Genomic DNA, 22,767 nt, shown 5'->3' with positions numbered 1-22,767 from the left:
CGATCAGGACGGGCGTACGCAGCAGCCCTGACAGATCTTGGGCTTCGGCAGGGTGAAGGCCAGGCAGCAGGTCCGGCGCTGCACCGTCGGCTCGCCCGTCGGACCGGGCACCAGCTCCACCAGGTCGGCCAGGTCGAGCGCCTCGAGCAGGGTGGCGATGCTGCGGACCGAGGAGCCGGGAAGGGAGTCCGCCGCGCGCAGGATGCCGTGCGCGATGCCGGAGGCGACCGAGCCGAGCAGCGTACGGGCGCCGACCCGGACCTCCGTCTGGATCGCGGCGATCATCGGGGCGAGGTGGGCGTCGAGCAGCGACGCGCGGAGCACGCGGAGCAGCTCCGCCTCGTCGGCGACCACCCGCACCTCGGGGCGCCCGGCCAGCGCCAGCGGGTCGTTCGGGAGGACGGCGACCGCGGTCGAGCGGCGCAGGCCCATGGTGAGCAGCTGGTGGTGGTCCTCGAAGTGGATCAGCACGTCGGCCGGGTCGAGCAGCGGCACGCGGCGGGCCGAGGCCCAGCCCAGCACCACCGGCAGCGCGGTCCAGTAGCTGTAGGACTTCCAGGCCAGCGCGGCGCAGGCGTGCGGAGTGCCACCCCAGCGGCGGGCCGCGGCGGCGAGGAACTCGGGGAGGCGGGTGCCGTCGATCAGGTCGGTCGCGGGGCTCCAGCCGGCCTCGTCGGCGACCAGCAGGCCCGGCGCGAGGCCGGGCAGGTGGTCGGTGCCGAACATCGCCCGGAGGGTGGCGGTCACCGGGGCGAGCGGCGGGGCGAGCTCGCGCCCTGGCATCACCGCTGTCACCTGGTTCGTCTCCCTGTCCGAAGTGCGTCCGCTCAGCTAAGGCTAGCCTAACCACACCCGTCGGTCTAAGGGAAGCCTCACCAAAGGCCGTTCGAGAGGCCCGGGTCACTCCGCCGACGGCGCTGGCGACGAACCGGCCCGGGCTCCGCGTACTACCCGGTGGGTGGGGGAGGAAACGCGCGTGGTGTCAAGCCGAACGTCGGAAATGTGGCAGTTCAGGTGCGGCCGGGGTGGTCGAACGTGAAGACTTGTCGTCCCGGCCGTGAGGAAGCTGATGACGACCTCCCCCCTGGAGCGGGCCGCCGAGTCCTTCGCCGCGGAGCTCGCCCGGCACCGGACGGGGCGAGGACTCTCCAAGAAGCAGCTCGCCACGCTCATGGGCTTCGACCCGTCGTACGTCAGCCACGTCGAGGGGCGCCGGCACCGACCCACCGAGGACTTCGCCCGCCGGGCCGAGGCCGTCCTCGACGCCAGCGGCGCGATCTGGCAACGCTTCCGGGAGTACGACCAGCTCCGCCAGGCCCGCCCGGTCACGGCGCACCGCGAACCGCCGCCCCCCGGCCAGTGGCTGCCCCCGGGCACCGGCCTGGTCGTCGAGCGCGAGACCGCCACCCTCACCCACACCGACGACGGCTACCACTGCGTGGTGCGCCGCCAACTGCACAACGTCGGCACCGAACCGGTCACCCGACACCTCGTCCGGGTGGCCGTCGACCGCTACCCCGACGACCCCGGCCGCTCCAACCGGCACCACCGGGAACACCCGCTCACCTTCGCCGAGCTGCGGCTGCGGGCGTACCGGGACGACGGCGGCAGCCGCGAGCCGATGCACTGGCGGGCCAAGCACGACCGGGACGCGTACAAGGAGATCTGGCTGCTCTTCGAGAACGGCGACGGGCCGTTCCCGCTGCACCCGGGCGAACGGGCCGAGATCGAGTACGCCTACCACGTCGGCCGGGAGAAGTGGGGGCCCTGGTTCCAGCGCGCCGTACGCCTGCCCACCCGGCACCTGACGGTCCGGCTGGACCTGCCGGCGCCGCTGGACCCCCGGGTGTGGGGGGTGGAGACCTCCCTCTCCGCCGACGAGGGTCCCCTGCGCACCCCCGTCCGCCGGCACGAGCGCGGCGACCGCGCCGTCTTCGACTGGGCCACCGACGACCCGCCGCTCAACTCCCGCTACCGCCTCCAGTGGCGGTTCCGGAGCGACCCGGCCGACACGGCGCGCACCGCGCCCGCCGGTCGGACCGGTGACCGGCTGCGCGCCCTCGGCGTGCTGCCCCGCGACGCCGACCTGCTGCGCCGCCCCGCCCGACCGTTCGACCTGCCCGGCGACGAGTCCGCCGCCCGGGAGGTGGTCGACCGGCTCACCGCGCTGCTCACCCGCGTCGACGAGCTGCACCCGTTCAGCGCCGGCATGGGCCTGGCCGCCCCGCAGGTGGGCGTCGACGCGGCGGCGGCCGTGGTCCGCCCCGCCGACCGGTCCGCCGCGCCGGTGGTGCTGCTCAACCCCCGGGTGGTCGCCGCCAGCCCGGACACCGACGAGCAGTACGAGGGCTGCCTCTCCTTCGCCGACCATCGGGGCCTGGTGCCCCGGCCGCTGCGCATCGACGTGGAGCACGCCCGCTGGGACGGCAGCCGGATCATCACCTCGTTCGCGTACGGGATGGCCCGGCTGGTGGCGCACGAGGTCGACCACCTCCAGGGGCGGCTCTACACCGACCGGATGGCGCCGGGCGTGCCGCTGGTGCCGGTGGAGGAATACCGGGAGACCGGCCCCTGACGGCGTCCGGGGGGCACTGGGGGACGCCGTCAGGGGCCGGGCGGGGACCGGGTCGCGTGCCCCAGGGGGCAGGGGCACGCGACCCGGTTTTTTCGGGGGGAGGAAAGTCGCTACAGGTTGCCGAAGGTGTCGTACCGGATGTGCGGCGGCGGCACCTCGTCCTCGGCCAGCGCCCGCAGGGTGGCCCGGACCATCGGGGCCGAGCCGGAGACGTAGCAGTCGTGCGTCGTCCACGGGCCGTACCGGCTGATCACCTCGGCGATGTCCCCGTGCTCGCCGTCGAAGTCCGGGTCGTCGGTGCACGCCGGGGTCACCGACAGCCACGGGTGCTCGGCCACCAGCTCCTCCAGGCCCGCCAGGCCGTACAGGTCGTCGGAGTGGCGGGCGCCGTAGAAGACGTGCACCCAGCGCGTCCGGTTCCAGCCGGTCAGCTCCTCGACCAGCGCCTTCACCGGGGCCAGGCCGACGCCGCCGGCCACGCAGAGGATGTCCCGGGTCGACTCCCGGTCCAGCGTCATCGAGCCCATCGGTGCGGCCACCCGGAGCAGGTCGCCGGGCTTGGTCCGGCGGACCAGCGCGCCGGAGAGCCAGCCCGCCCCGGCCGGCGTACGGATGTGGAACTCCAGCACGTTGTCGTCGTTGGGGGCGTTCGCCACCGAGTACGTCCGCCAGACCCGGGGCACGTACCGGGGCGCCTCGATGCTGACGTACTGGCCGGCCTTCCAGACCAGTGGATGCTGAAGGGCGCGCACGGTCAGCACCGCCGTGTCCGGCCCGTGCCGCTCGTGGGTCAGCACCTCGGCGTGCCAGAACGGCGGGTTGTCATCGGCCGCGGCGCCGGCCTGCATCTTCTCGCTGATCGCCGCGTACGCGTCCCGCCAGGCCTGGTCGTACTCCAGGTTCCAGCCGTCGCCGGCGGTGCTGCGCAGCGCGTCCAGCAGCGCGACGCCCATCGTCTCGTAGTGTGCGGCGGTCGCGTGGTACTTGCGGTGGTCGCGGCCGAGCGAGCGCAGGTACTCGTCGAAGCTCTCCGGGTCGTCCACCACCTGGGTGGCCGTGACGATGGCTTCCACGAGCCGGTCCCGCTGGGCGGCCATCTGCACCGGGAAGAGCTTGCGCAGGTCCGGGTCGAGGAGGAACAGCCGGGCGTAGAAGTGGCCTATCAGCCGATCCCGGTCCTCCTCGACCAGGGTCCAGCTCTCCTTCAGCAGCCTTGCGAAGTTGTCCACGGGCAGCGCTCCTCCTCCTGACGGCGGATCGGGCCCGCATAGAATGTCCACGGAGCGTGCCCACCGGTCGCACAGGCTGTGCGACCGTTCCCGTCGCCCCCGACGGTGCGGCAGAGTGGTGCGGTGACCGTCGACGAGCTCACCCGCCCGGTGACCCGCCGGGTACTCGGCACCGAGACCCTGCTGGTGCTCGGTCTCTCGCTCGGCCAGTCGGCCGTGTACGCGCTGGTGTCGATCATCGCGAAGCTGACCGCAGACGGGCCGCTGTCGAAGCAGACCGCCTCGCTCAACACCTCGCAGTCGGCCCGGCCGTGGCTGGACCTGACGTACCAGCTCCTCGGCATCGTCTTCGCGCTGCTGCCGGTGCTGCTCGCCGTACACCTGCTGGCGCGGGACCCCGGCGACCCGGCGCGGACGCTCGGGGTGGACCTGCGCCGACCCGGATCCGACCTGGCCCGGGGTGCTGGCCTGGCGGCGCTGATCGGCCTGCCCGGCCTGGCGCTGTTCTGGGCGGCCGCGCAGCTCGGGATCAACGCCACCCTGGTCCCCGCCGGTCTGCCCGACCTGTGGTGGGCGGTGCCGGTGCTGATCCTCGCCGCCGTGCAGAACGCCGTGCTGGAGGAGGTGATCGTGGTCGGCTACCTGGTCACCCGGCTGCGCCAGCTCCAGTGGCGGCTCGCCGCGATCATCGCGGCCAGCGCGCTGCTGCGCGGCTCCTACCACCTCTACCAGGGCTTCGGCGCGTTCGTCGGCAACGCGATCATGGGCGTGGTGTTCAGCCTCTTCTACCTGCGCACCCGACGGGTGATGCCGCTGATCGTGGCGCACACCCTGCTCGACGTGGTCGCCTTCGTCGGCTACGCGTCGCTGCCCAAGGAGTGGTTCAGCTGGCTCTGACCGGCCGGTAGACGGCCACCGCGCGGGCCGCCAACCGCTCGGCGGCGGCCGCGTCGCCCGCCGCCGCGGCCAGCACCGCCGCCCCCGGCAGCAGCCGGGAGGCCAGCCGCAGCGCCGCCCAACCACCCGCCTGCGCGGCCAGCGGCGCCGCCAGCCGCCAGGCGGCCTCCGCTGCGCGCGGCCATGGCCGGTCCCCCGGCCCGTCCGCCGCCCGCGCCGCCGCCAACGCGGTACGCGCGCTCGCCGAATCCGGGTGCACCTGCGTCAGCACCAGCAGCTCCACCGCCCGCTCCGGCTCCAGCGGGTCCCGCTCGTACGCCGCCGCCACGTGCAGCACCAGGCCGGCCTGGCTCCACAGCACCGCCGCCAGCTCCGCCACCGGCGCGAACAACCCGGCCACCGCCGCCGCCGCGCCACCCGCCCCGGCCATCCGCACGAACCGCCGGTTGGCCAGCCGGGCCAGCCCGTCCGGCCCGGCATCCGGGTACGCCGCCCGCAGCCCCTGCGCCCAGTCGCGGGCGCGCGGCCCGATCCCCTCCACGGCGGCCAGGGCGAGCAGCTCCGGCGCGAAGCCCGGGTGCGCCAGCAGCCGGCTCCGAAGCTCCGCCAGGTCCAGTTCCCGGGTACGCCCCGACGCGAGTGCCGCCGTGCTCGACTCGCCAGCCGGTTGCTCCGGGGCGAGCGGCTGGACGGTGTTTCCGGCGGCGGTGGGTGTCGGTGCGCTGGGCTCGGCCGGGGCCTTCCGGGGGGCTGCCTTCTTCGGCGTGCTCTTCTTCGGCTCAGTGGCCTTGCTCTCGGGGGCCTTGTTTTCGGTGGCCTTGCGCGGGACGGCCTTTCTCGCGGTCTTCCGCGCCGGCGGTGTGCCGAGGGTGTCCTGCGCTGTGTCGGGCGCTGCCGCCGTCGTCGGGGTTGCTGTGCCGGAACTCACCGGGCCGGTCGGCTCGGCTGTGCCCGGTGCGGCGGGGGCCGGGGTGAGCGCTGGATCAGACTGGTCGGCTGCCTTCCGGGACCGGCCGACGCGCTGACCGTCGGCTCGCTTTCCAGCGGTCGTCCTGGCGGTGCCGGTCGGCGCGCTGTCCGGTCCGGTGGCCGGTTCGGGCGTCGGCGGCGCTGTGCCAGCGCTCGCCCCGCTCGTCGACCGGATGGTCTGCCGCGTCTTCGGCGTACTCCCCTTGCGGGCGTTGCCTCCCGTTGGTGTGTCGGCGGTCACCGTTGGCGTCTCGTCGGTGGGGCGGGCGTCTTCCCCTCGGCCCGTCAGTAGGCCGGCGTTCCGGCCCGCGCCGGTTTCAGGCGCGCTGGTTTCGGTCGCGCCGGTCTCGGGCGCGCCGACCTCGGTGACGCCGGTCTCGGGCGGGGTGGCGGCCGCCTTCTCCGTGGCTCCCGCCTGTCGGGGCAGCGGCTGTTCGGGAGTGGGCGGCTGGAACAGGACCGTCGGCGCCGCCTTCGCCGGGCGGCGCTTCCCCGGCGGGGCCTCCGTACCGTCCCGTCGGCCGGCACCGGCCGCTTTCTCCGAGGTGGGAGGCGGGGTGAAGGTGGCCTTCGGAGAGCGGCGGCGAGCCCCCGCGGAGGGCTCACGGCGGGGCGGATCGCTCGGCGTCTGCTCCTGCATGTCGATGGAGCGTAGTCGCGAACGTGACGGCGCACACGGTGAAAACACGTGACCCTGGTAGTCGCTTTGCTCCCGGTGGGGGCGGACCTGTATCCTCGGGCGCGGTGGTCTGCAGAGGTCACCAGGGAGACTTCGCCTAGTCTGGTCTATGGCGCCGCACTGCTAATGCGGTTGGGGTTTTAAAGCCCCTCCCGGGTTCGAATCCCGGAGTCTCCGCGCGAAAGCCGGGTGTGTAGACTGGCCAAGCACCGAGCGCCCGTAGCTCAACGGATAGAGCATCTGACTACGGATCAGAAGGTTAGGGGTTCGAGTCCCTTCGGGCGCACAGCAGGTCAAGGGCCGGTTTCCCATCACGGGAGACCGGCCCTTGATCTTTCTGACCCCCACGGGCGAATCAGCGGCTGAGTTGGCACAAGGCCCAAGTCTGCCGCAACAGCCGCCGTGGGGGCGGTCAGCCGCCGGGCCATCCGTGGGCCAGTAACCGTGGCACGCAGCGGGCATGAGCGGGCACGAGACGCAACCGGGTCGACCGCCGTCCGCAGGCGTTTCGGACATCACGACTGCTTGAGAACGCTCTTCCAAACTGACGCTCCGGCCCTAGCTCCAGCTAGGCCGATACCTGCCGGTAGAGCGCGAGAAGTAGCAGAGCGATGCCGACTGCAGTCGTTGCCCAGCCGGCGCGAAGAGTTGCCGTTGGATGGCGAGGCCACCAGCCACCCGGGGCCCAGGCAGGGAGGAGGGGTTCCTTACCTCGGGATCGACGCCACCGGTACACGTAGCCTTGGCCGGCGGAGATGAGGCCGAGAACGATGACCAGCAGCGCGACGAGCGCCAGCTCGAACGGCTGGGCATCGGCTCTCGCTGCAACGTTCACGCGTCGATCATGGCTTGTCTCGTCAACCGTGCCATTAGGCGAGGACATCAGGGGCCAGCCGAGGCCACGCGAGACTGCCGAGACCAGGCCGCCAAGCCCGCGGCCTGCCGGAGATCGACAGTTCCCAAGCTGACAGTGCGGGTTCGATTCCCGTCACCCGCTCCACACGAAAGGCCCTGGCCAGGACGCGAGTCCAGCCAGGGCCTTCGATATTGCTGCGGCCAGCAGCGCCCGGCGGGCCATCCACGGGCCACTAGCCACGCTTCTTGCCCGCCTTCTTGCCCTTGGCCTTCGGCATGGCCGACGTGCCAGTCGCCGCCTTCTTGGCCTTTTTGCGCTCCGCCGAACCACTCGTCACCGGCAGCGGGCCACGGACCCTCGCGACGGAAATCCGGCCAGCACAACCTCCGGATCCTCCGCGACGTGGCCCAATCGGGGGGTAACGTCCGGCGGTAGGAACAGCGGCGGCAGTAGCCGCTCCCGCTCCTCGATCACAGGGGCGTTGATCCGGTCTTGGTGACTGATGGCCGGCGGGAGCCCGGGTGGCCGGGGCCAGGACCAAAGGGTTCCCGCCGTCAGGACAGAACACCGCAGACAGGACAGACAAGGAGTGGGTACGATGGACGTCAATCTTGAGGTGGTCACGATCCCGGTGTCGGATGTCGACAGGGCGCTGGAGTTCTACCGGGATCGCCTGGGCTGGCGACTGGACGCAGACATCAAGGTCAGCGACGACGTCCGCATCGTGCAAGTGACCCCGACTGGTGACGGCCATACGTCCATCGCGTTCGGCAAAGGCCTGCCGATAGCCGCTGCACCGGGGTCGATGCGGCACCTAGAGCTAGCGACCTCCGACGTCGTGGCCACACGGGAGGAGCTGGCCCAGCGGGGCGTCGACGTCACCGAGGTCTACCACGGCCCCGGCGGTGCTTTCTGGCCCGAGGCGCGCCAACCCGGCCCCGACCCCGAACGTAAGAGCTACAACTCGTTCGCCTCATTCCAGGACCCGGACGGAAACGGCTGGACGCTGCAGGAAATCACTACCCGCATGCCGGGTCGCGAGGCCCGTTCGTGACATCACAAGCCGCGTCGTTGCTACACCACCTACTGCCTGCCTCCTGAGACGGGCCACCCATGGGCCACAAGCCGACGTCATCGGGGGCTACGTGAGGCCGCCTACGGCCGAGGCGAGCAGGAGGAGCGGCGCACGTCGACGCGATCTTGTGCGATTCCCAAGCTGCCAGTCTCTGACCCCAGTCTGACCCCAGCACGACGCCAACAGCCGCCATCGGGTGAACGCCGGCCATGAGCCAGCGGGGAGGCGAGGCGGGTAGCGGCGGGTATGGAACGCTCCTACGGATCAGAAGGTTTAGGGGTTCGAGTCCCTTCGGGCGCACAGCAGGTCAAGGGCCGGTTTCCCATCACGGGAGACCGGCCCTTGATCTTTCTGACCCCCACGGCTGACCCCGACGCCTACGCGTCGAAGAGGAGGCGAGTCGGTCTCCCGCGTCCTGCTGCACCCGGCGCGTCGCCTCCAGGTAGATCGACTTGGTGACGGTGGGGGAGCTGTGCCGAGCACGTCCTGAATCCGTTCGAGCGGCGCACGCCCTGGTCGTAAAGCAGCGTCGCGCAGGAATGGCGCAGGTCATGCACGCGAATACGCCGGGTAAGCAGCTCGCCGAGGCCAACGGCTGGGCGCCGTCGAAGGTCTCCCGGCTGGAGAACGGTCGGCAGATGCCCTCACCCGCCGACATTCACGCCTGGGGCGTGCCTGTGGAGCCGACGAGGCTGCTCAGGATCTGCTCCGAATGCTCGGCGAGGTCCAAGCGGTGCACCGCGACTGGCGTCGTCGGATGCGCCAGGGTCAGGCCGCTGTCCAGGACAGCTACAGTCAGCTTGTCGCCGAGTCGCGCCTGATTCGGCACTTCGATACGGTGTACGTACCCGGCTTGCTCCAGACCGCCGACTACGCGCGCCGCATACTCACCGAGATGGTCGAGCTGCACAACCTCGACGTGACCGACGTAGACGCCGCCGTCGCCACCCGAATGCAGCGCCAGCGCCTCCTGTACGACACCAGCAAGCGATTCGAGTTCCTGCTAGCCGAACCGGTGCTGCGGTGGCTGTTGTGCACGCCCGAGGTCATGCGGGGCCAACCCGACCGCCTGCAAACCGTGATTGGCGTACCGAACGTCCGCTTCGGCATCCTGCCGCTCGGCGTCCGACTCGCCACCACCCCGCAGAACTCCTTGCAGATGTACGACGACGTCGCCATCGTGGAAACCTTCGTCGGCGAGACCACCCACCGCGACGACGAAGCCGCCGCATACGTCAAGGCCGTCGAACGACTCTGGAAGGAAGCGGTCACCGGCGAAGACGCCCGGAGACTCATCGTCCGCGTGGCCCGGGACCTCTAAGACTGGGCACACGCTCCAGACGCCGGATCCGACAAAGACCCGCGACACTCGTCCGCCACTTGATGTGCGACAGATGCAGCGACCCGGGGGGCAGATTGGCCGCCGACGAAACTGCTGTCATGGCCGCTCACAGGGTGTGGGCCAAACCGTCCGGCGTTGGGTTGACGCCATCTGAGTTCCAGACCACGATGCGGGGCATGACGTCGGACGACGCTACCCCCGGCTACACGGTGGGGCTGACCACGAGGCAGTGGCAGATCATCGATAGGACCGTGGACAACGAGGTCAGCGTCGAGGCGGAGAACGGAGACCCGCGGGGCGTTGTCGACGTCGGTGTCCAGGTCCGGGTTGCCGGCTGGGATCAGGTGGCACATTGGACGCCAGGCGTCCCGGGTTCAGGAAGCTGGCCGTCGGACGGACAGGTCGTCTCCGTCACGCTGTCCTCCGATCAGTGGGCTCTGGTTTGTTCGTCCCTGACCCGTTGGGCGAAGGTGTCCGAAGGGCTGGGGGAAATCGAGAGAGCTTCGGCGTCACGAGCGATTCGTGACCTCGTCGTTGCTCAGGTGCGAGAACCCGACTCCATGTGGGGAGCGGATCGGCCGTAACCTCATCCGCGCGGGTCAACGCCGCTCACGTACCGCGGCGCTCCACCTTGTCCCCGTCCGGGGAGGCTGAACGGTCTGGCGACTGCCCCGACGAGGAGATCCGCTTCCGCTGGTCCGCCCGCGCGCGAGTGAAAGGCCCACCCCTGTTGCCAGGAATGGAGCCCCACTCAGTCAACGATGGTTAGTTGGTCTGGCCCGGCGCGTTCACGATCTTGCCGGTGACCCGGATTAGTTCCACCTCGACATCACCTGCCTTCAGCTTGACTCCCTCAGGCGTCGTGTGGTCCTTGACCACAACAGTCCGACTTCCGAGGAACTCGTGAGTGATCGGGTCGAGCAGGATGTCCTCGTGCCGCCAGCCGTCCTGGACCATGCCGACGGCGAGCGCCGGGCGTCCGTCGAAGTCGACCGGCTTGGTGGACTGGGTGACACCCGGAATCAGGGCCAGTACCCGAAGCAGTGTCGCCTTCACCTTCGACGGAAGGACGTTGTCGCGCAGCATCGAGTTGATCACGACGTACGTGAGGGAGTCGCGTCGGGTGCTGTCGCCGATGCCGGGCGGTATTTGGGCTCGCAGCCAGTCGAGTAGTGCCTGCGGTTCGGTGGGCAGCCCGGCCAATGTTGGGTAGTCCCGGGGTGGCATGGAATGCGGAACCTTCGGGGCCTCGATGGTGATCTCGAGCTTGCCGTCAATCAGGTCGGCGCTCTGCCGGCCGTCAGCCCGCTGCCACGACCGGGTTGTCTCGCTGGTGGCCTGTCCCTTGTCCTCGGCGAGCTTGCCGCGGACGATCTTCAACTCGACGTAGGTCCACTGATTGGGACGCGGCGGCGTGAACGGCTCGGTCTCGGCGTGCATGGCGGCCAACTCGAAGGTCTGGGCCATCGATCCGCCAGCCACGTACGAGGGTTGCCGTGCCGGCGGACCCGCCGGCGGAGTCCCGTGGCCAAAGTTACCGACCGCGACGACACCAGCTACCAGGGCGGCGGCCCCTAACGTGGCTAAGCCAGACAGCCACGCCCAGCCCGGCAGGCGCCAGCCGCGCGGCTTGACCTGCTCCGGCCGGTTCGGCACGGTGCCCCCGCGCTCCGCGATCCGGGCCAGCAGCGCCGCCCGAGCCCGGGCCTGAGCATCCGGCGACGGCGGCTCGGCCTCGCTCCAACTCTCCCGCAGCGCCGTGATGTCGTTGGTCACTGGGAATCCTCTCCGGTTGCCGTGGGGTCGGCGTCACCCAGCGCCGCCCGTAACCGCTTGCGTGCCCGATGGAGCCGAGACCGGACGGTGCCAGCCGGAATCTCCAGTGCACAGGCGACCTCCTCGCAGGTCAGGTCCGCCCAGGCGATCAGGAGAATCACCTCCCGGTCTGCTGGCGCTATCGCCGCCAGCGCCCCCGCGATCCGTCCGCGCACAGCCTGCGCGTCCAGCCGTACGGCGACCCGGTTGGCCGGCCCATCGACGCTGTCCGGGTCGGCCGTGATGGCCTGATCCGCCCGGGCCAGCGCGCGGTACTGCCGCGCCTCGGTCCGCTTGTGACCGGCGATCAGGTTCGACGCGATGCCGAACAACCAGGGCCGGGCGCTGTCGTGCGTGGTGTCATATCGCCGCCAGTGGTCGAACGCGACCAGAAACGTCTCCCCCGCCACGTCGTCGGCCAGGTCGCGACCCAGCCGCCGGCTCGCGTAGCCATGGATCGCCGAGTAGTAGCGGTCGAAAATCGCGCCGAACAGCTCCGGATCCCCGTGCATTCGGCTGATGATCTCGGCGTCGGTCTGCCCACTAGCGGTGTGCACGTCTCGTGACACCACACCCATGAGTCCTCCTTCTGTCCGCACCCCCCATGCGCGGCGAGGGCTCATCCCTACTTCGTCGATGGCGGCGGGAGTGTTCGCGGGTCGTGGTCATCTAGCCGCTTGCGACCAGAGCAGCAGTACAGCAGCGAAGTGCAGCAACCGACCGATCCGCAATGCCTCCCACACGGCGATCAGCAGCCGTCCGACGGCGGCGGCGAACCGATCGCACCCGAGCCGGTGTCCGATATGCAAGGGTTGTCCGGCGTGGGGATTTCAGGTCAGGGCGATCGCGGTACGGGGGTGGCGGTGCGGCTGCGCGACGGCGTCCAGGCCCTGCGGCAGCGTCGCCGGGTGGGGCGACCGTGAAGGCGCTGGTGTGGCGGGGCGTCGACGAGCTGGCGGTGATCCAGGTGGCGGACCCGCAGCTGCGCAACGAGCAGGACATGATCGTCAAGGTCCGCCGGACCGTCACCTGCGGCTCGGACCTGCACCTGCTGGCCGGGCACATCCCCTACATGGCGCGCGGCGACGTGCTGGGCCACGAGTTCCTCGGCGAGGTGGTCGAGGTCGGCCCGCAGGTGCGCAGGCACCGCGTGGGCGACCGGGTGGTGGTGTGCTCGTTCGTGTCCTGCGGCCGCTGCTGGTACTGCCGGCAGCAGCAGTTCTCACTGTGCGACAACGGCAACACCAACCCGGCGGTCACCGAGGCGGCGTGGGGCTTCGCGCCGGGCGGCTGTTACGGCTACCCCCACGCCCTCGGCGGCTTCGTCGGCAGCCACGCCGAGTACATCCGCATCCCCTACGCCGACCAGGGCGCCTTCACCGTCCCTGACGAGGTCGGCGACGAGCGGGCCGTGTTCGCCTCCGACGCCGCCCCGACCGGGTGGATGGGCGCTCATCTGGGTGGCGTGCAGCCAGGCGACGTGGTCGCCGTGTGGGGCGCGGGCGCAGTGGGGCAGCTGGCCGCGCGGGCGGCGGTGCTGCTCGGCGCCGAGCGGGTGATCCTCATCGACCGTCTCGACAACCGCCTGACGATGGCCGAGGCCCACCTGGGTGTGGAGACGCTCAACTACGACACCCAGGACGTCCGGGGCGAACTGCGGGAACGCAGCGGCGGCCGCGGGCCGGACGTGTGCATCGAGGCGGTCGGGATGGCGGCACACCGCACCGGCCCGCGGTACTGGCACGACCGGATCAGGCAACGCCTGCGCCCGGAGTCAGACCGCCCGATCGCCGCCCGGGAGGCGGTCTACCACTGCCGCAAGGGCGGCAGCGTGTTCCTCCTCGGGATGTTCGCCGGCCTCGTGGACGAGTTTCCGCTCGGCGCCGTGATGAACAAGGGCCTCACGCTGCGCGGCGCACAGCAGCACGGGCACCGCTACATCCCGATGCTCCTGCAACGCATGGCGCGCGGCGAGCTGGTCACCGAGCACCTCGCCACCCACACCATGCCGCTCGACGACGCCCCCCGCGGCTACCACATGTTCAAGAACAGGACCGACGGCTGCGTGCGCGCCGTCTTCCAACCCTCCGGTTGAGCTGCGGCGCGTCCCGGCGAGCTGACCGCCCCGCATCGACCTGCGGCACTGGAAAACGCTCGTCGGTGCCCCGCCGGCCCGGGCAGAATGCCGGCGCATGAGAGATCGGCCGGCGGCCCTGACCGAGACCGAGCTGATCCGAGGCGTGCTCGTGGGCTGGGGCATCGAGGCCGGCTCGACCCAGTACCTCCCTGTCGGCGCCGGCAGCTACCACTGGTCCGTGGCCGACCGGCGCGGCAGCACCTGGTTCGTCAAGGTCGACGACCTCGGCGTCGAGGAGGCCGGGCGGGACGCGACATTCGACCGGCTCGGCCGGTCCTTCGGCACGGCGCTGGCCCTGCGGGACGCCGGTCTCGACTTCGTCCTCGCGCCGATGCCGTCCGGCGGCGGCGCGGCGGTGTGGCGGCTCACCCCGCGCTACGCCCTGTCGGTCTTCCCGATGGTGGCCGGCACCGCCGGGCGGTTCGGCGCGCACCCGCCCGAGGACCGTGCCGAGCTGGTCGACCTGCTGGCCGAGCTGCACCGGGCGACGCCGGTCGTGGCGGGCCTCGCGCCCCGGACGGATCTGGTGCTGCCCGGTCGGGAGCGGCTGGAGGCCGCGCTGCGGGACCTCGACCGGGAGTGGACCGGCGGGCCGTACGGCGAGCGTGTCCGCGCGCTCCTGGCCGCCCACGCCGGGCACGTCGAGGGGTTGCTCGCCGACTTCGACCGGCGGGTCGACCGGGTACGCGCCGTCGCGGCGGACTGGGTGGTCACGCACGGCGAACCCCATCCCGGCAACGTCATGCGTACGCCCGCCGGTCTGCGGCTCATCGACTGGGACACCCTGCGGATCGCCCCGGCGGAACGGGACCTGTGGATGCTCACCCCCGCCCTCGCCCGGATGCTCGGCGATGACCCGGGCGGCGACGTCGACGATGTCCTCGACCGCTACACCCGGGCCACCGGCCGGACCGTCACGCAGGCCGGCCTGGGCCTCTATCCCCTCTGGTGGAAGCTCGCCGACCTCGCCTGCTACGTCGACGAGTTGCGCCGGCCGCACGGCACCGGCGAGGACGTCACGGCGTCGCTGACCTACCTCACCGGCTATCTCGAAACGAGCCCGGACTGACCGGCGGCCCGGCACCAGCCGGGACGGTGGCAGGATCGGACGCCATGCGGCGATTCCGATCGGGGGACGGTACGGAGCTGGCCTACCGGTGCGTCGGCTCCGGTCCGCCGCTGGTCTGCGTCCCGGGCGGGCCCGGTCAGGCCGTCGAGTACCTGGGCGAGCTGGGCGGGTTGAGCGCGACCAGGACGCTGATCCTGCTCGACAACCGGGGCACCGGCGCGTCGGACGTGCCCACCGATTCGGCGAGCTACCGCGTCGACCGGCTCGTCGACGACATCGAGGCGCTGCGCCGTCACCTGGACCTCGACTGGATGGACCTGCTCGGGCACTCGGCCAGCGGCGGGATCTGCCTGCTCTACGCGGACCGGCGTCCGCGCCGACTCCACCGCCTCGTCCTTGTGGCGCCGTCGCTGCGGGTGGTGGACATCCAGTCGGACCTCGGCGTGGCCGACGTGCTCGCCCAGCGGGCCCACGAACCCTGGTACGCCGAGGCGGTGACCGCCCTGCACGCCGACGCCACCACCGTCGAGGAGCAGCAGCGGTACCGCTGGCTGGCCGCTCCGCTGCTGTACGGCCGGTGGGACGCGGCGGCCCGGGCGCAGGCGTCCGCCGAACCGGCGCAGTTCGCCGAGGCCGCCAATGACGGCTTCTACGCCGGCTTCGCGCCCGACCCGGCGCTGCCCGCCCGGCTGGCCGCCCTGCCGGTGCCGACCCTGCTGGTGGCCGGGGAGTACGACATCTGGCCGACAGCCAGGTCCGTACGAGAGCTGGCCCGCCTGCTCGCTCACGCCGAGGTGCTGGTGCAGCCGAAGGCGGGGCACTTCCCCTGGGTCGACGACCCGGCCGCCTTCGCCGCCACGGTCGAGGGGTTCCTGGCGACGAGCCGATGAGCGGGTGACGCCGACCGGCCCACCCCGGGCCGGTCGGCGCACCGCCGGATCAGCTGATCGGCGCGAGGTCCCGACTGATCTGCATGGTCATGTCGATCACCTGCCACAGCAGTTCGGGTGCCTCCGCGCCGTCCTCCGTGGACACCGTCTTCGTGACTCCGCTGCGGTAGGTCACGGTGACCGTGTAGTGGAACCGGTCGGCGCCGGTCCCCGCCGGGTACGCCGGGCAGAGGCGACGGAATTCGCGGGTCCCGACCGTCGCCAGCAAATTCGCCGTGTAGACGTGCACCGTGCCGGCGGAAACCTCGTACCGTTCGTTCACCCCGGCGAATCCGCCGGTGCGGGTGACGGTGACCTGGTGGGCGTCGCTCCACGCGGCCCGGGCCGGTGCGGCGGCCGCGAGCGTCGCGGCGGAAACCCCGGTGAGCAGCGCGAACGCCGTGACGATCCGACCGATGGCGCGCAGCATGGCAGGCATGATGGAACCCCTTTCCTCGTGGGAATGGCGGAACGCGCGACAAATCCGGGGTCGGTGATGCCGACACCGGGATCGGGCCGCCGATTCTTGTCGGAGGCTCGTCGGCGTTCCCTGTCGCTCCATTCCTAGCATCGGCCGCTACCCCCGATCCATGGGCCGTAAGTCCATGAAGGACAAGGCGCTAGGTGCAATTTGTTGCGATTGTTGCCGGGCTTTTGCGCAATTAATCAGGCGTTGGTGAGAAACGATTAAGGTGCGCCCGCGATTGCGAGTCACATCCGCTCGACGGTCCGGATGCCGAGCAGGTGCAGCCCCTGCCGCAGCGTCCGGGCGGTGAGGTCGGCGAGCACCAGGCGACTCTCCCGCAGTTCACCCGAGGCCCGCAGCACCGGGCAGCGCTCGTAGAACGCGCTGAACGTGCTGGCCAGCCGGTGCAGGTAGCCGGCGAGGTGGTGGAACTCCAAAGTCCGCTCCACCTCGGCGACCACCCCGGCGAAGCCGAGCAGCTCGAAGGCCAGCGCCCGCTCCGCCGGTTCGGCGAGCAGGATCTCCGCCTCCGGCCGCGCGTCCGTCCCGGCCCGCCGGAACACCGAACGGATCCGCGAGTAGGCGTACTGGAGGTAGGGCGCGGTGTTGCCGTCCAGGGAGAGCATCCGCTCCCAGTCCAGCACGTAGTCCCGGCCGCGGTCGGTGGCCAGGTCGGCGTACTTGATCGCGCCGATGCCGACGGCCCGGCCGATCTCGGCGGCGGCCTCGGCGTCCAGCTCGGGATTCTTGGCCCGGGCCAGCTCGGTGGCCCGGGCGACCGCCTCCTCCAGCAGCCCGACCAGTTTCACCGAGCCGCCGGCCCGGCTGCGCAGCATCCGCCCGTCGGCGCCGAGGATGGAGCCGAAGCCGAGGTGCACGGCCCGGGCCGGCGGCCGTAGCCAGCCGGCGGCCTCGGCGACGGCGAAGACCATGGCGAAGTGCTGCCGCTGCGGCAGGCCGACGACGTAGAGCAGCCGGGCGGCGCCGAGGTCGTCGGTCCGGTGCCGTAGCGACGCCAGGTCGGTGGCCGGGTAGCCGTAGCCGCCGTCGCCCTTGCGCACGATCAGCGGCAACGGCTCGCCGTCCCGACCGGTGAACCCGGGCGGGAAGACACAGTCCGCGCCCTCGCTCGCGCGCAGCAGCCCGAGCCGGTCCAGCTCGTCGACGACCCCGCCCAGCCGGTCGTTGTAGGCGCTCTCGCCCCGGAAGTCGTTCCGGGTGAGCGTCACGTCGAGCAGCCCGTACACGGTGAGGAAGTACCGCTCGGACTGCTCCACCAGCAGCCGCCACAGCCGCAGCGTCCGCTCGTCGCCGCCCTGCAACGCGACCACCCGCTGCCGCGACCGCTCCTGGAACGTCTCGTCGGCGTCGAACTTCACCCGGGCCGCCTTGTAGAAGGAGTCCAGGTCGCCCATCGACAGCTCCTGCGCCGCCTCCGCCTCACCCAGGTCGATCAGATGCTCGATCAGCATCCCGAACGGAGTGCCCCAGTCCCCCAGGTGGTTGATCCGCACCACCCGGTGCCCGAGCCAGTCGAGCAGCCGGACCGCCGCGTCGCCGATCACCGTGGAGCGCAGGTGCCCCACGTGCATCTCCTTGGCCACGTTCGGCGCCGAGTAGTCGACCACCACGGTCTCCGGCGCGGGCGCCGTCGGCACGCCGAGCCGCTCGTCGCCGGCCAGCCCGGACACCAGCGCGGCCAGCGTCCGGTCGGCCACGGTCAGGTTGAGGAAACCCGGCCCGGAGACCTCCGCGGCGGCGCAGACGTCGTCCAGTTCCGCGTGCTCCAGCACCGCCGCCGCGATGTCGCGCGGCGGCCGTCCCAGCCGCCGGGCCAGCGCCAGCGCCGCGTCGGACTGGAAGTCCGCGCGCGGCGAGCGCCGTACCAGGGGATCGACCGGGCCGCCGGCCACGGTCGCGAACGCCGGTGCCAGCCGGTCGGTGAGCAGCCTTTCAAGATCCATGGGTACGCCGTTCTCGCTCGGATCCGCGCGGTCACGCGGATCTGGACACGGGAGAGTGCGGGCGGACCGAGGACGATCGGCGATGACCGGCGGCTCGATCCGCCGGTCGCAGGGAAGAAGGTCAGCGCGGGCGGGCGACGGATCGCCGGCGTCGCTCCGCACCGACCTGGACGTCGTAGGACGCTCCGGTGGTGTGGGCAGGCGCGCTGGTCATGTCGGAGAGCCTAGCGGGCCGGCCGGCGACGCGTACACCGCGTTCCCCGGCCGGCCCGTCGACCCGTCAGGCAGAGGTGGCGGCCTTGCGGGCGCGCTCGGCCCGGCGCCGCACCTGCTGGTACGCCCCGGTGAGCCCCATCGCCCGGCGGACCTCGACCACGGTCCGGCGGACCTGCTCACGGGTCCGCTCGGTGCCGTCCACGATCAGCTGGTCGACCAGGCCGGCGTCGGCCTCGATCCGGGCGCGCCGCTCCCGGATCGGGTCGAGGAACCGGTTCAGCGCCACCGCCAGGGCCTCCTTGACCTCGACGTCGCCGACCCGGCCGGCCCGGTAGCGGTCCTTGAGCTCTCCCACCGCGGCCCGGTCCGGGTTGAACACGTCGTGGTAGGCGAAGACCGGGTTGCCCTCGACGGTGCCCGGCACGTCGGCGCGGATCCGGTTCGGGTCGGTGTACATCGCCAGCACCTTGCGGCGCACGGTCGCCGCGTCGTCGGCGAGCGCGATGGCGTTTCCCCTGCTCTTGCTCATCTTGCCCGAGCCGTCCGTGCCGACCAGCGTGGGCGTGTCGGAGGCGATCATCTGCGGTACCGGGAAGACCTCCCCGTACAGGTGGTTGAAGCGGCGGGCGATCTCGCGGGTCACCTCGACGTGCGCCGCGTTGTCCTTGCCGACCGGCACCACCTGCGCCTTGACGCAGAGGATGTCCGCGGCCTGGAGGACGGGATAACCCAGCAGGCCGTACGGGATCTCCGCGCGGCCGGCGTCCCGGGCCATCTCCCGCACCGAGGGCACCCGTTCCAGGCGCGGCACGGTGACCAGGTTCTGGAACAGCGTGTTCAGGTCACCGACCTCGGGGATGGCGGACTGGAGGTAGAAGGTCGCCCGGGCCGGGTCGACCCCGCACGCCAGGACGTCGGTGACCATCTCGCGGGCGTTGCGGGACACCTGGGCGATGTCCTCGCGGCGGTGGCGGGTGGTCAGCATGTGCAGGTCGGCGATGATGAAGTAGCTCTCGTGCCGCCGGTGCAGCGCCACCCGGTTGGCGATGCTGCCGACGTAGTGACCGAGGTGCAGCCGCCCGGTGGGGCGGTCCCCGGTGAGCATCCGTGAAACGGACATGGTGGTACGCCTTTCGTGCCGAGGATTGACGGACGCGCACGCGCGCGCGATCGACCCGGGCGTGGGCGCCGGGGTCGGTGGGGTCTGCTCGTCAGAGCACGAACCGCCATCGCGCGCCGGCGCGGAACCGCAACCCACCGGCACGAAGCACGTCGAAAATCCGCTCCCGGCCGTCGCCGGGGTCGGTCGGGAAGGACGGCACGAGGTCACGCGGGAGACCGTCGACGGCCTCCGGCGCGAGGATGACCGGCCGGACCATGGGTCCACGGTAACCGCTGCGGGGCGGACCGGGGGTCCGGCCGGCGGGTCAGCCGCTGCGGTAGCTCTCCTCGTAGTAGCTGCCCACCTGGCGCCGGTAGTCCGGCTCGCCGAAGGCCTCCGGCTCGAAGGCCGGTGACCCCTTGACCTGCTCCCGGGTGCGGTCGACGTGCACGACCCGCGCCAGGTGGTCGACCCGGGCGACCGTGCCCACCGGCAACAGCACCTTGCGGCCGAAGATCCATGGTCCGGTGTCCACCACCAGGTACCGGGCGTCGGCGTCGTCGCTGGCCTCGTCGATCGCGCCGATCCGGCCGTCGGTGGCCTCCACCCGGTAGCCCACCAGGTCCACCGGGGTCCCCGGGCCGGGGGCGTCCGGGCCGTCGTGCTCCGGCCGCCGCCGGGGCTCCTCGGGCGGGTCCGTCCGGTCGTACCCGCCGGCGAGCGCCGCCGGGTCGCGCCAGGTCCACGGGTTGAACGGCTGCATCTCGGCACACCTCCGATTCGTCGTCGTCCCCGGAGGAAGTGCCCCGCCCGCGCGCGCGGGAAACGGTACGGCAATTCCTCGCTCACCCGGATACGCGCGGTGCGAAATACGTCATATTCGGGGCCGTCCATGTCCATCGCCGTCGGGCCGCTGCTCAGCGGTCCTGTGATCGTTTCCAGGCACACCCGGTGGGGTGGGGCGGTGTCCACCCGGCACATTCGTCCGGCCGGTGCCGCCGACGATTCTGGTCCTGCATCCGGCAGCACCGAGCAAAGGGGACGCAGATGTTTCGCACCATTCGGCGGATCGGAATCGTGGCGGCTCTGGCTGTGGGTCTCGTCGGCGCCGGCGGGCCTGCGCAGGCAGCGGTCAACCCGTTCACCGCGCAGTCGCTCTGCGGTCCCGGCTACCTCCAGATCGACCAGGACCCCGTCCGCAACCAGACGACCGGTGCCCGCCTCGGCACCGTGCACCTGCTCTACCACCCGCTGACCGGGTACGGCTGCACGGTGACGGTGAAGGCGGCGTACGTCGGGATGCCGACCCGTACCCAGGTCTACCTCGCCGCCCAGTACCTGCCCACGCAGACCGACGACGGCAACCGGCTCTACGCGGCCGGCCCCACCCGCGTACGTCCGCGGTGGTTGCCTCATCTGGGGCGGGCTCATGGCCGACCCGGACGGCACGGTGCACCACCACGACCGGGCCAACCCGGCGATCGGCGGCATCGGCACCTGCTTCTGACCGACGGGCTTCCCAGCGGTCCGCGTCGTCGCGGACCCCTCCACCCGCCTTGGGGCGGCTGAGCTGCGGGTACCGGCCGAGCGGGCGCCGCCCGCTGGCATACTTCCCAGCCATGGTGCTGTCGCGCGGCTGGTCGGTCTTCCTCGTCGCGGTCGGGGTGTGGAGCTGGGTGATCTGGCCGAGGTTCGCGGTCGCCATCTGGAACGACCCGCGCGCCTGGTCGACCGGCACGGTGGGCGACGGCGCTCCGACCGGCTTCCTCTGGGTGCACGCCCTGCTGATCGTCGCCTCGCTGGCGATCGGCACCGCCGTCGGGGTGCTCGGCGTACGCGGCTGGCGCGCCGCCCGCCGTCGAGCCGCCTGACCGCCTGCTCGCCGGTCGTCACCGGCGAGCGATCAGCCCCGCGTGACGGCGGGGGCGGGGACCCAGGCGGCGCGTTCGTCGTGGGCGAACCGGGCGAAGTCGATCGGTGGGCGGCCGAGCAGGTCCGGTACGTCGGTGGTGAGTCCGGCCGCCAGCCCCAGCCGGCAGGTCGTGTAGAGCGCCAACGTCACCAGGGTCATCGCCGCCGGCATCCCCTGCCGGCGTGCGCTGCGCCAGTACCGCACCGGCCCCGCCGGGACGTATCGGATGGGCCGACCCAACTCGGCGCTGAGCGTCTCGGCCGCCTCGGCGTAGCTGAGCGCCCGCGATCCGGTGGGCGTGTACGCCCGCCCGGCGTGCCCCTCCTCGGCGAGCGCGAGCGCGGCCACCGCGGCGACGTCCCGTACGTCGACGAAAGCCGTCCGGCCCCGTCCCGCCGGGAGCACGATCTCGTCGCGGTCCCGGATGTCGACGGCGTGCGTGGTGGAGAGGTTCTGCATGAAGAAGGCGGCCCGGACGAACGTCCACTCCAGCCCCGACGCGCGCAGCCACTTCTCCAGCGTGTGGTGCGGGACCACCGGGTTCCTCTCCGCCCCCTGGAGGGAGAGCAGGACCATCCGTCGTACGCCGAGCTGCCGGGCCCGCTCCAGAGCGGGAAGCATGTCGCGTTTGACGTTGCCGATCTGCGGCGGCCGCATCAGGAACATCCGGTCCACGCCGGCGAACGCGGCGTCCCAGGTGCCCGGGTCGGTGAAGGAGAAGGCCACCGTCTCGTCCCACGGCCCGGTCGAAGTCCGGTCCGGGACCGCGGCGCGTACGCGGTGGCCGCTGTCGTGCAGCATCCGGGCGACGTGCCGGCCGGCCCGGCCGGTCGCTCCGGTCACCAGAACTGTCATGTCCACAGCGTCGCCCCGGAATCCCTGCTCCACCCAGTGCGTTGCTACCCCTGTCGGCGGGACCTTTGCCCCTCCGGGGACCTCGGTCAGGGGCGGGATGCGCCGATGACCTGCGGGTATAGGCCGTCGGAGATAGTGTGACGGGGGACGCTACCCCGCGGATTTGACGATCAAACCCGCGGACGCGTAACTTTCTCTCTGCCAGCGCGGAACGGACGAAACAGGCGAAAGCCTGAGAGGCCGGAGCGCGGCAATGACCCCAGGGTCGGATGGGTTGAGTCCCATGTGAGCCTGGACCGGGCGGTGCCCCGGATTCGCCGCGAGGCGGATTTGGTGAGGCGGAACCGACCGGGTAAGGTTGACGACCGGCAGGGCACCGGGCGAGCGTGCGGGTAACCGCAGCGGCCGGCCTGCCGAATCCGATGATCAAACGCAGTGGGTAACCGCTGCGCCCGATCCCGGGCGCCAACCCGTACGAAGCGTGACACACCGGGACACACCGGTTGACACGGGGAAGACGGTGAGGTAACGTAGTAAAAGTGCCCGGCGCGAGAGCGGCGGTCACGACAGAGCGAAAATGCCCCGGGTCGGGGGTCCTCTGCGGAGGGTTTCCGGGCGGTGTGTGGTTGTTCTTTGAGAACTCAACAGGGTGCTTGTAAAGCCAGTGCCAATTATGATTT

23 protein-coding genes and 2 tRNA genes are annotated in these 22,767 nt (G+C 71.6%); 14 read left to right on the top strand and 11 right to left on the bottom strand.

Translation table 11 applies throughout. The features are described 5' to 3' along the window. Positions 1 to 3 precede the first annotated feature (3 nt). Positions 4 to 783 carry an IucA/IucC family C-terminal-domain containing protein gene (locus tag V6U88_RS15290; protein ID WP_334453549.1) on the bottom strand — a complete coding sequence of 260 codons (780 nt, stop codon included), beginning with the start codon at positions 781 to 783 and terminating at the stop codon, positions 4 to 6. Positions 784 to 1,069: 286 nt separating this feature from the next. On the opposite strand from V6U88_RS15290, the gene V6U88_RS15285 reads away from it, so the two are divergent. Beyond that, entirely contained in the window at positions 1,070 to 2,575 is a 1,506-nt protein-coding gene (locus V6U88_RS15285; protein WP_334453548.1) for a peptide deformylase, read from the top strand. 110 nt (positions 2,576 to 2,685) lie between these two features. Here the strand turns inward: V6U88_RS15285 and V6U88_RS15280 are convergent, their stop codons facing one another. Next, complete coding sequence (locus V6U88_RS15280) at positions 2,686 to 3,804, bottom strand: globin domain-containing protein (RefSeq protein WP_334453547.1); 1,119 nt, start codon at positions 3,802 to 3,804, stop codon at positions 2,686 to 2,688. A 123-nt stretch (positions 3,805 to 3,927) separates the two neighbouring features. Here V6U88_RS15280 and V6U88_RS15275 point away from each other — a divergent pair, with 123 nt between their 5' ends. Beyond that, positions 3,928 to 4,701, top strand: coding sequence for a CPBP family intramembrane glutamic endopeptidase (locus tag V6U88_RS15275; RefSeq protein WP_334453545.1), 774 nt, complete (start codon positions 3,928 to 3,930; stop codon positions 4,699 to 4,701). Here the strand turns inward: V6U88_RS15275 and V6U88_RS15270 are convergent. Next, positions 4,688 to 5,629: a hypothetical protein gene (locus V6U88_RS15270; protein WP_334453543.1), complete on the bottom strand. Its 942-nt coding sequence runs from the start codon at positions 5,627 to 5,629 to the stop codon at positions 4,688 to 4,690. The genes V6U88_RS15275 and V6U88_RS15270 overlap by 14 nt on opposite strands. An 806-nt stretch (positions 5,630 to 6,435) precedes the next feature. Between V6U88_RS15270 and V6U88_RS15265 the strand changes: the two genes are divergently transcribed. From V6U88_RS15265 to V6U88_RS15245, 6 genes are all read left to right on the top strand, one after another. After that, positions 6,436 to 6,526 (top strand) — tRNA-Ser (locus tag V6U88_RS15265). 36 nt (positions 6,527 to 6,562) lie between these two features. Next, a tRNA-Arg gene (locus V6U88_RS15260) sits at positions 6,563 to 6,635 on the top strand. A 1,168-nt stretch (positions 6,636 to 7,803) separates the two neighbouring features. Further along, positions 7,804 to 8,259, top strand: a complete 456-nt coding sequence (locus tag V6U88_RS15255) for a VOC family protein (RefSeq protein ID WP_334453542.1) — start codon at positions 7,804 to 7,806, stop codon at positions 8,257 to 8,259. Positions 8,260 to 8,819: 560 nt separating this feature from the next. Next, a complete protein-coding gene (locus tag V6U88_RS30275) occupies positions 8,820 to 9,101 on the top strand; it encodes a helix-turn-helix domain-containing protein (protein WP_442934633.1) in 282 nt (93 codons plus the stop codon). Beyond that, positions 8,993 to 9,601, top strand: coding sequence for a DUF5753 domain-containing protein (locus tag V6U88_RS15250; RefSeq protein WP_334453541.1), 609 nt, complete (start codon positions 8,993 to 8,995; stop codon positions 9,599 to 9,601). Before V6U88_RS30275 ends, V6U88_RS15250 begins: the two co-directional genes overlap by 109 nt. A 197-nt stretch (positions 9,602 to 9,798) precedes the next feature. Then, entirely contained in the window at positions 9,799 to 10,206 is a 408-nt protein-coding gene (locus V6U88_RS15245) for a hypothetical protein (protein WP_334453540.1), read from the top strand. Positions 10,207 to 10,387: 181 nt separating this feature from the next. Here V6U88_RS15245 and V6U88_RS15240 read toward each other — a convergent pair whose 3' ends face one another. Both V6U88_RS15240 and V6U88_RS15235 read right to left on the bottom strand, forming a co-directional pair. Next, positions 10,388 to 11,398: a CU044_5270 family protein gene (locus V6U88_RS15240; protein ID WP_334453538.1), complete on the bottom strand. Its 1,011-nt coding sequence runs from the start codon at positions 11,396 to 11,398 to the stop codon at positions 10,388 to 10,390. After that, positions 11,395 to 12,015: an RNA polymerase sigma factor gene (locus V6U88_RS15235; RefSeq protein WP_334453536.1), complete on the bottom strand. Its 621-nt coding sequence runs from the start codon at positions 12,013 to 12,015 to the stop codon at positions 11,395 to 11,397. The genes V6U88_RS15240 and V6U88_RS15235 overlap by 4 nt, the downstream gene beginning before the upstream one ends. Positions 12,016 to 12,144: 129 nt before the next feature. Between V6U88_RS15235 and V6U88_RS15230 the strand changes: the two genes are divergently transcribed. The 4 genes from V6U88_RS15230 (at position 12,145) to V6U88_RS15215 (ending at position 15,533) form a co-directional block, all read left to right on the top strand. After that, positions 12,145 to 12,360 carry a hypothetical protein gene (locus tag V6U88_RS15230; protein ID WP_334453535.1) on the top strand — a complete coding sequence of 72 codons (216 nt, stop codon included), beginning with the start codon at positions 12,145 to 12,147 and terminating at the stop codon, positions 12,358 to 12,360. Then, positions 12,357 to 13,532 carry a zinc-dependent alcohol dehydrogenase gene (locus V6U88_RS15225; RefSeq protein ID WP_334453534.1) on the top strand — a complete coding sequence of 392 codons (1,176 nt, stop codon included), beginning with the start codon at positions 12,357 to 12,359 and terminating at the stop codon, positions 13,530 to 13,532. Before V6U88_RS15230 ends, V6U88_RS15225 begins: the two co-directional genes overlap by 4 nt. Positions 13,533 to 13,629: 97 nt before the next feature. Beyond that, the gene (locus V6U88_RS15220) at positions 13,630 to 14,643 is read left to right on the top strand and encodes a phosphotransferase (RefSeq protein WP_334453533.1); all 1,014 of its coding nucleotides are present in this window, start codon (positions 13,630 to 13,632) and stop codon (positions 14,641 to 14,643) included. A gap of 44 nt (positions 14,644 to 14,687) precedes the next feature. Beyond that, positions 14,688 to 15,533 carry an alpha/beta fold hydrolase gene (locus V6U88_RS15215; protein ID WP_334453532.1) on the top strand — a complete coding sequence of 282 codons (846 nt, stop codon included), beginning with the start codon at positions 14,688 to 14,690 and terminating at the stop codon, positions 15,531 to 15,533. A gap of 49 nt (positions 15,534 to 15,582) precedes the next feature. On the opposite strand, the gene V6U88_RS15210 is transcribed toward V6U88_RS15215, so the two are convergent. The 5 genes from V6U88_RS15210 to V6U88_RS15190 all read right to left on the bottom strand — a co-directional run bounded on the left by V6U88_RS15210 (position 15,583) and on the right by V6U88_RS15190 (position 20,083). Continuing rightward, positions 15,583 to 16,011, bottom strand: coding sequence for a protealysin inhibitor emfourin (locus tag V6U88_RS15210; protein ID WP_334453531.1), 429 nt, complete (start codon positions 16,009 to 16,011; stop codon positions 15,583 to 15,585). 272 nt (positions 16,012 to 16,283) lie between these two features. Continuing rightward, positions 16,284 to 18,002, bottom strand: coding sequence for an arginine--tRNA ligase (argS, locus tag V6U88_RS15205; RefSeq protein WP_334453529.1), 1,719 nt, complete (start codon positions 18,000 to 18,002; stop codon positions 16,284 to 16,286). 280 nt (positions 18,003 to 18,282) lie between these two features. Next, positions 18,283 to 19,338 carry a tryptophan--tRNA ligase gene (gene trpS, locus V6U88_RS15200; RefSeq protein WP_334453528.1) on the bottom strand — a complete coding sequence of 352 codons (1,056 nt, stop codon included), beginning with the start codon at positions 19,336 to 19,338 and terminating at the stop codon, positions 18,283 to 18,285. A gap of 91 nt (positions 19,339 to 19,429) precedes the next feature. After that, positions 19,430 to 19,597 carry a hypothetical protein gene (locus V6U88_RS15195; protein WP_334453526.1) on the bottom strand — a complete coding sequence of 56 codons (168 nt, stop codon included), beginning with the start codon at positions 19,595 to 19,597 and terminating at the stop codon, positions 19,430 to 19,432. 48 nt (positions 19,598 to 19,645) lie between these two features. Continuing rightward, a complete protein-coding gene (locus V6U88_RS15190) occupies positions 19,646 to 20,083 on the bottom strand; it encodes a PRC-barrel domain-containing protein (RefSeq protein ID WP_334453524.1) in 438 nt (145 codons plus the stop codon). Between the two features lie 314 nt (positions 20,084 to 20,397). Between V6U88_RS15190 and V6U88_RS15185 the strand changes: the two genes are divergently transcribed. Together V6U88_RS15185 and V6U88_RS15180 are read left to right on the top strand one after the other, a co-directional pair. Further along, on the top strand, positions 20,398 to 20,889 hold the full coding sequence (locus V6U88_RS15185) for a hypothetical protein (protein WP_334453522.1): 492 nt from the start codon (positions 20,398 to 20,400) through the stop codon (positions 20,887 to 20,889). Positions 20,890 to 20,939: 50 nt separating this feature from the next. Further along, positions 20,940 to 21,191: an SCO4848 family membrane protein gene (locus V6U88_RS15180; protein ID WP_334453521.1), complete on the top strand. Its 252-nt coding sequence runs from the start codon at positions 20,940 to 20,942 to the stop codon at positions 21,189 to 21,191. A gap of 32 nt (positions 21,192 to 21,223) precedes the next feature. On the opposite strand, the gene V6U88_RS15175 is transcribed toward V6U88_RS15180, so the two are convergent. Next, complete coding sequence (locus V6U88_RS15175; RefSeq protein WP_334453519.1) at positions 21,224 to 22,087, bottom strand: NmrA family NAD(P)-binding protein; 864 nt, start codon at positions 22,085 to 22,087, stop codon at positions 21,224 to 21,226. Positions 22,088 to 22,767 lie beyond the last annotated feature (680 nt).

It is taken from the genome of Micromonospora sp. CPCC 205739, from assembly GCF_036906795.1.
Taxonomy (GTDB): Bacteria; Actinomycetota; Actinomycetes; order Mycobacteriales; family Micromonosporaceae; genus Micromonospora.
This window is presented reverse-complemented; position numbering and strand designations above follow the sequence as displayed.

What these genes read in the sequence shown, in the direction of transcription:
- V6U88_RS15210 (WP_334453531.1), bottom strand. Translation starts at nt 16,011, where the DNA reads ATGCCTGCCATGCTGCGCGCCATCGGTCGGATCGTCACGGCGTTCGCG.
- argS (WP_334453529.1), bottom strand. Translation starts at nt 18,002, where the DNA reads ATGGATCTTGAAAGGCTGCTCACCGACCGGCTGGCACCGGCGTTCGCG.
- V6U88_RS15190 (WP_334453524.1), bottom strand. Translation starts at nt 20,083, where the DNA reads ATGCAGCCGTTCAACCCGTGGACCTGGCGCGACCCGGCGGCGCTCGCC.
- V6U88_RS15215 (WP_334453532.1), top strand. Translation starts at nt 14,688, where the DNA reads ATGCGGCGATTCCGATCGGGGGACGGTACGGAGCTGGCCTACCGGTGC.
- V6U88_RS15175 (WP_334453519.1), bottom strand. Translation starts at nt 22,087, where the DNA reads ATGACAGTTCTGGTGACCGGAGCGACCGGCCGGGCCGGCCGGCACGTC.
- V6U88_RS15290 (WP_334453549.1), bottom strand. Translation starts at nt 783, where the DNA reads ATGCCAGGGCGCGAGCTCGCCCCGCCGCTCGCCCCGGTGACCGCCACC.
- trpS (WP_334453528.1), bottom strand. Translation starts at nt 19,338, where the DNA reads ATGTCCGTTTCACGGATGCTCACCGGGGACCGCCCCACCGGGCGGCTG.
- V6U88_RS15195 (WP_334453526.1), bottom strand. Translation starts at nt 19,597, where the DNA reads ATGGTCCGGCCGGTCATCCTCGCGCCGGAGGCCGTCGACGGTCTCCCG.
- V6U88_RS15285 (WP_334453548.1), top strand. Translation starts at nt 1,070, where the DNA reads ATGACGACCTCCCCCCTGGAGCGGGCCGCCGAGTCCTTCGCCGCGGAG.
- V6U88_RS30275 (WP_442934633.1), top strand. Translation starts at nt 8,820, where the DNA reads ATGGCGCAGGTCATGCACGCGAATACGCCGGGTAAGCAGCTCGCCGAG.
- V6U88_RS15250 (WP_334453541.1), top strand. Translation starts at nt 8,993, where the DNA reads ATGCTCGGCGAGGTCCAAGCGGTGCACCGCGACTGGCGTCGTCGGATG.
- V6U88_RS15220 (WP_334453533.1), top strand. Translation starts at nt 13,630, where the DNA reads ATGAGAGATCGGCCGGCGGCCCTGACCGAGACCGAGCTGATCCGAGGC.
- V6U88_RS15180 (WP_334453521.1), top strand. Translation starts at nt 20,940, where the DNA reads ATGGTGCTGTCGCGCGGCTGGTCGGTCTTCCTCGTCGCGGTCGGGGTG.
- V6U88_RS15235 (WP_334453536.1), bottom strand. Translation starts at nt 12,015, where the DNA reads ATGGGTGTGGTGTCACGAGACGTGCACACCGCTAGTGGGCAGACCGAC.
- V6U88_RS15255 (WP_334453542.1), top strand. Translation starts at nt 7,804, where the DNA reads ATGGACGTCAATCTTGAGGTGGTCACGATCCCGGTGTCGGATGTCGAC.
- V6U88_RS15245 (WP_334453540.1), top strand. Translation starts at nt 9,799, where the DNA reads ATGACGTCGGACGACGCTACCCCCGGCTACACGGTGGGGCTGACCACG.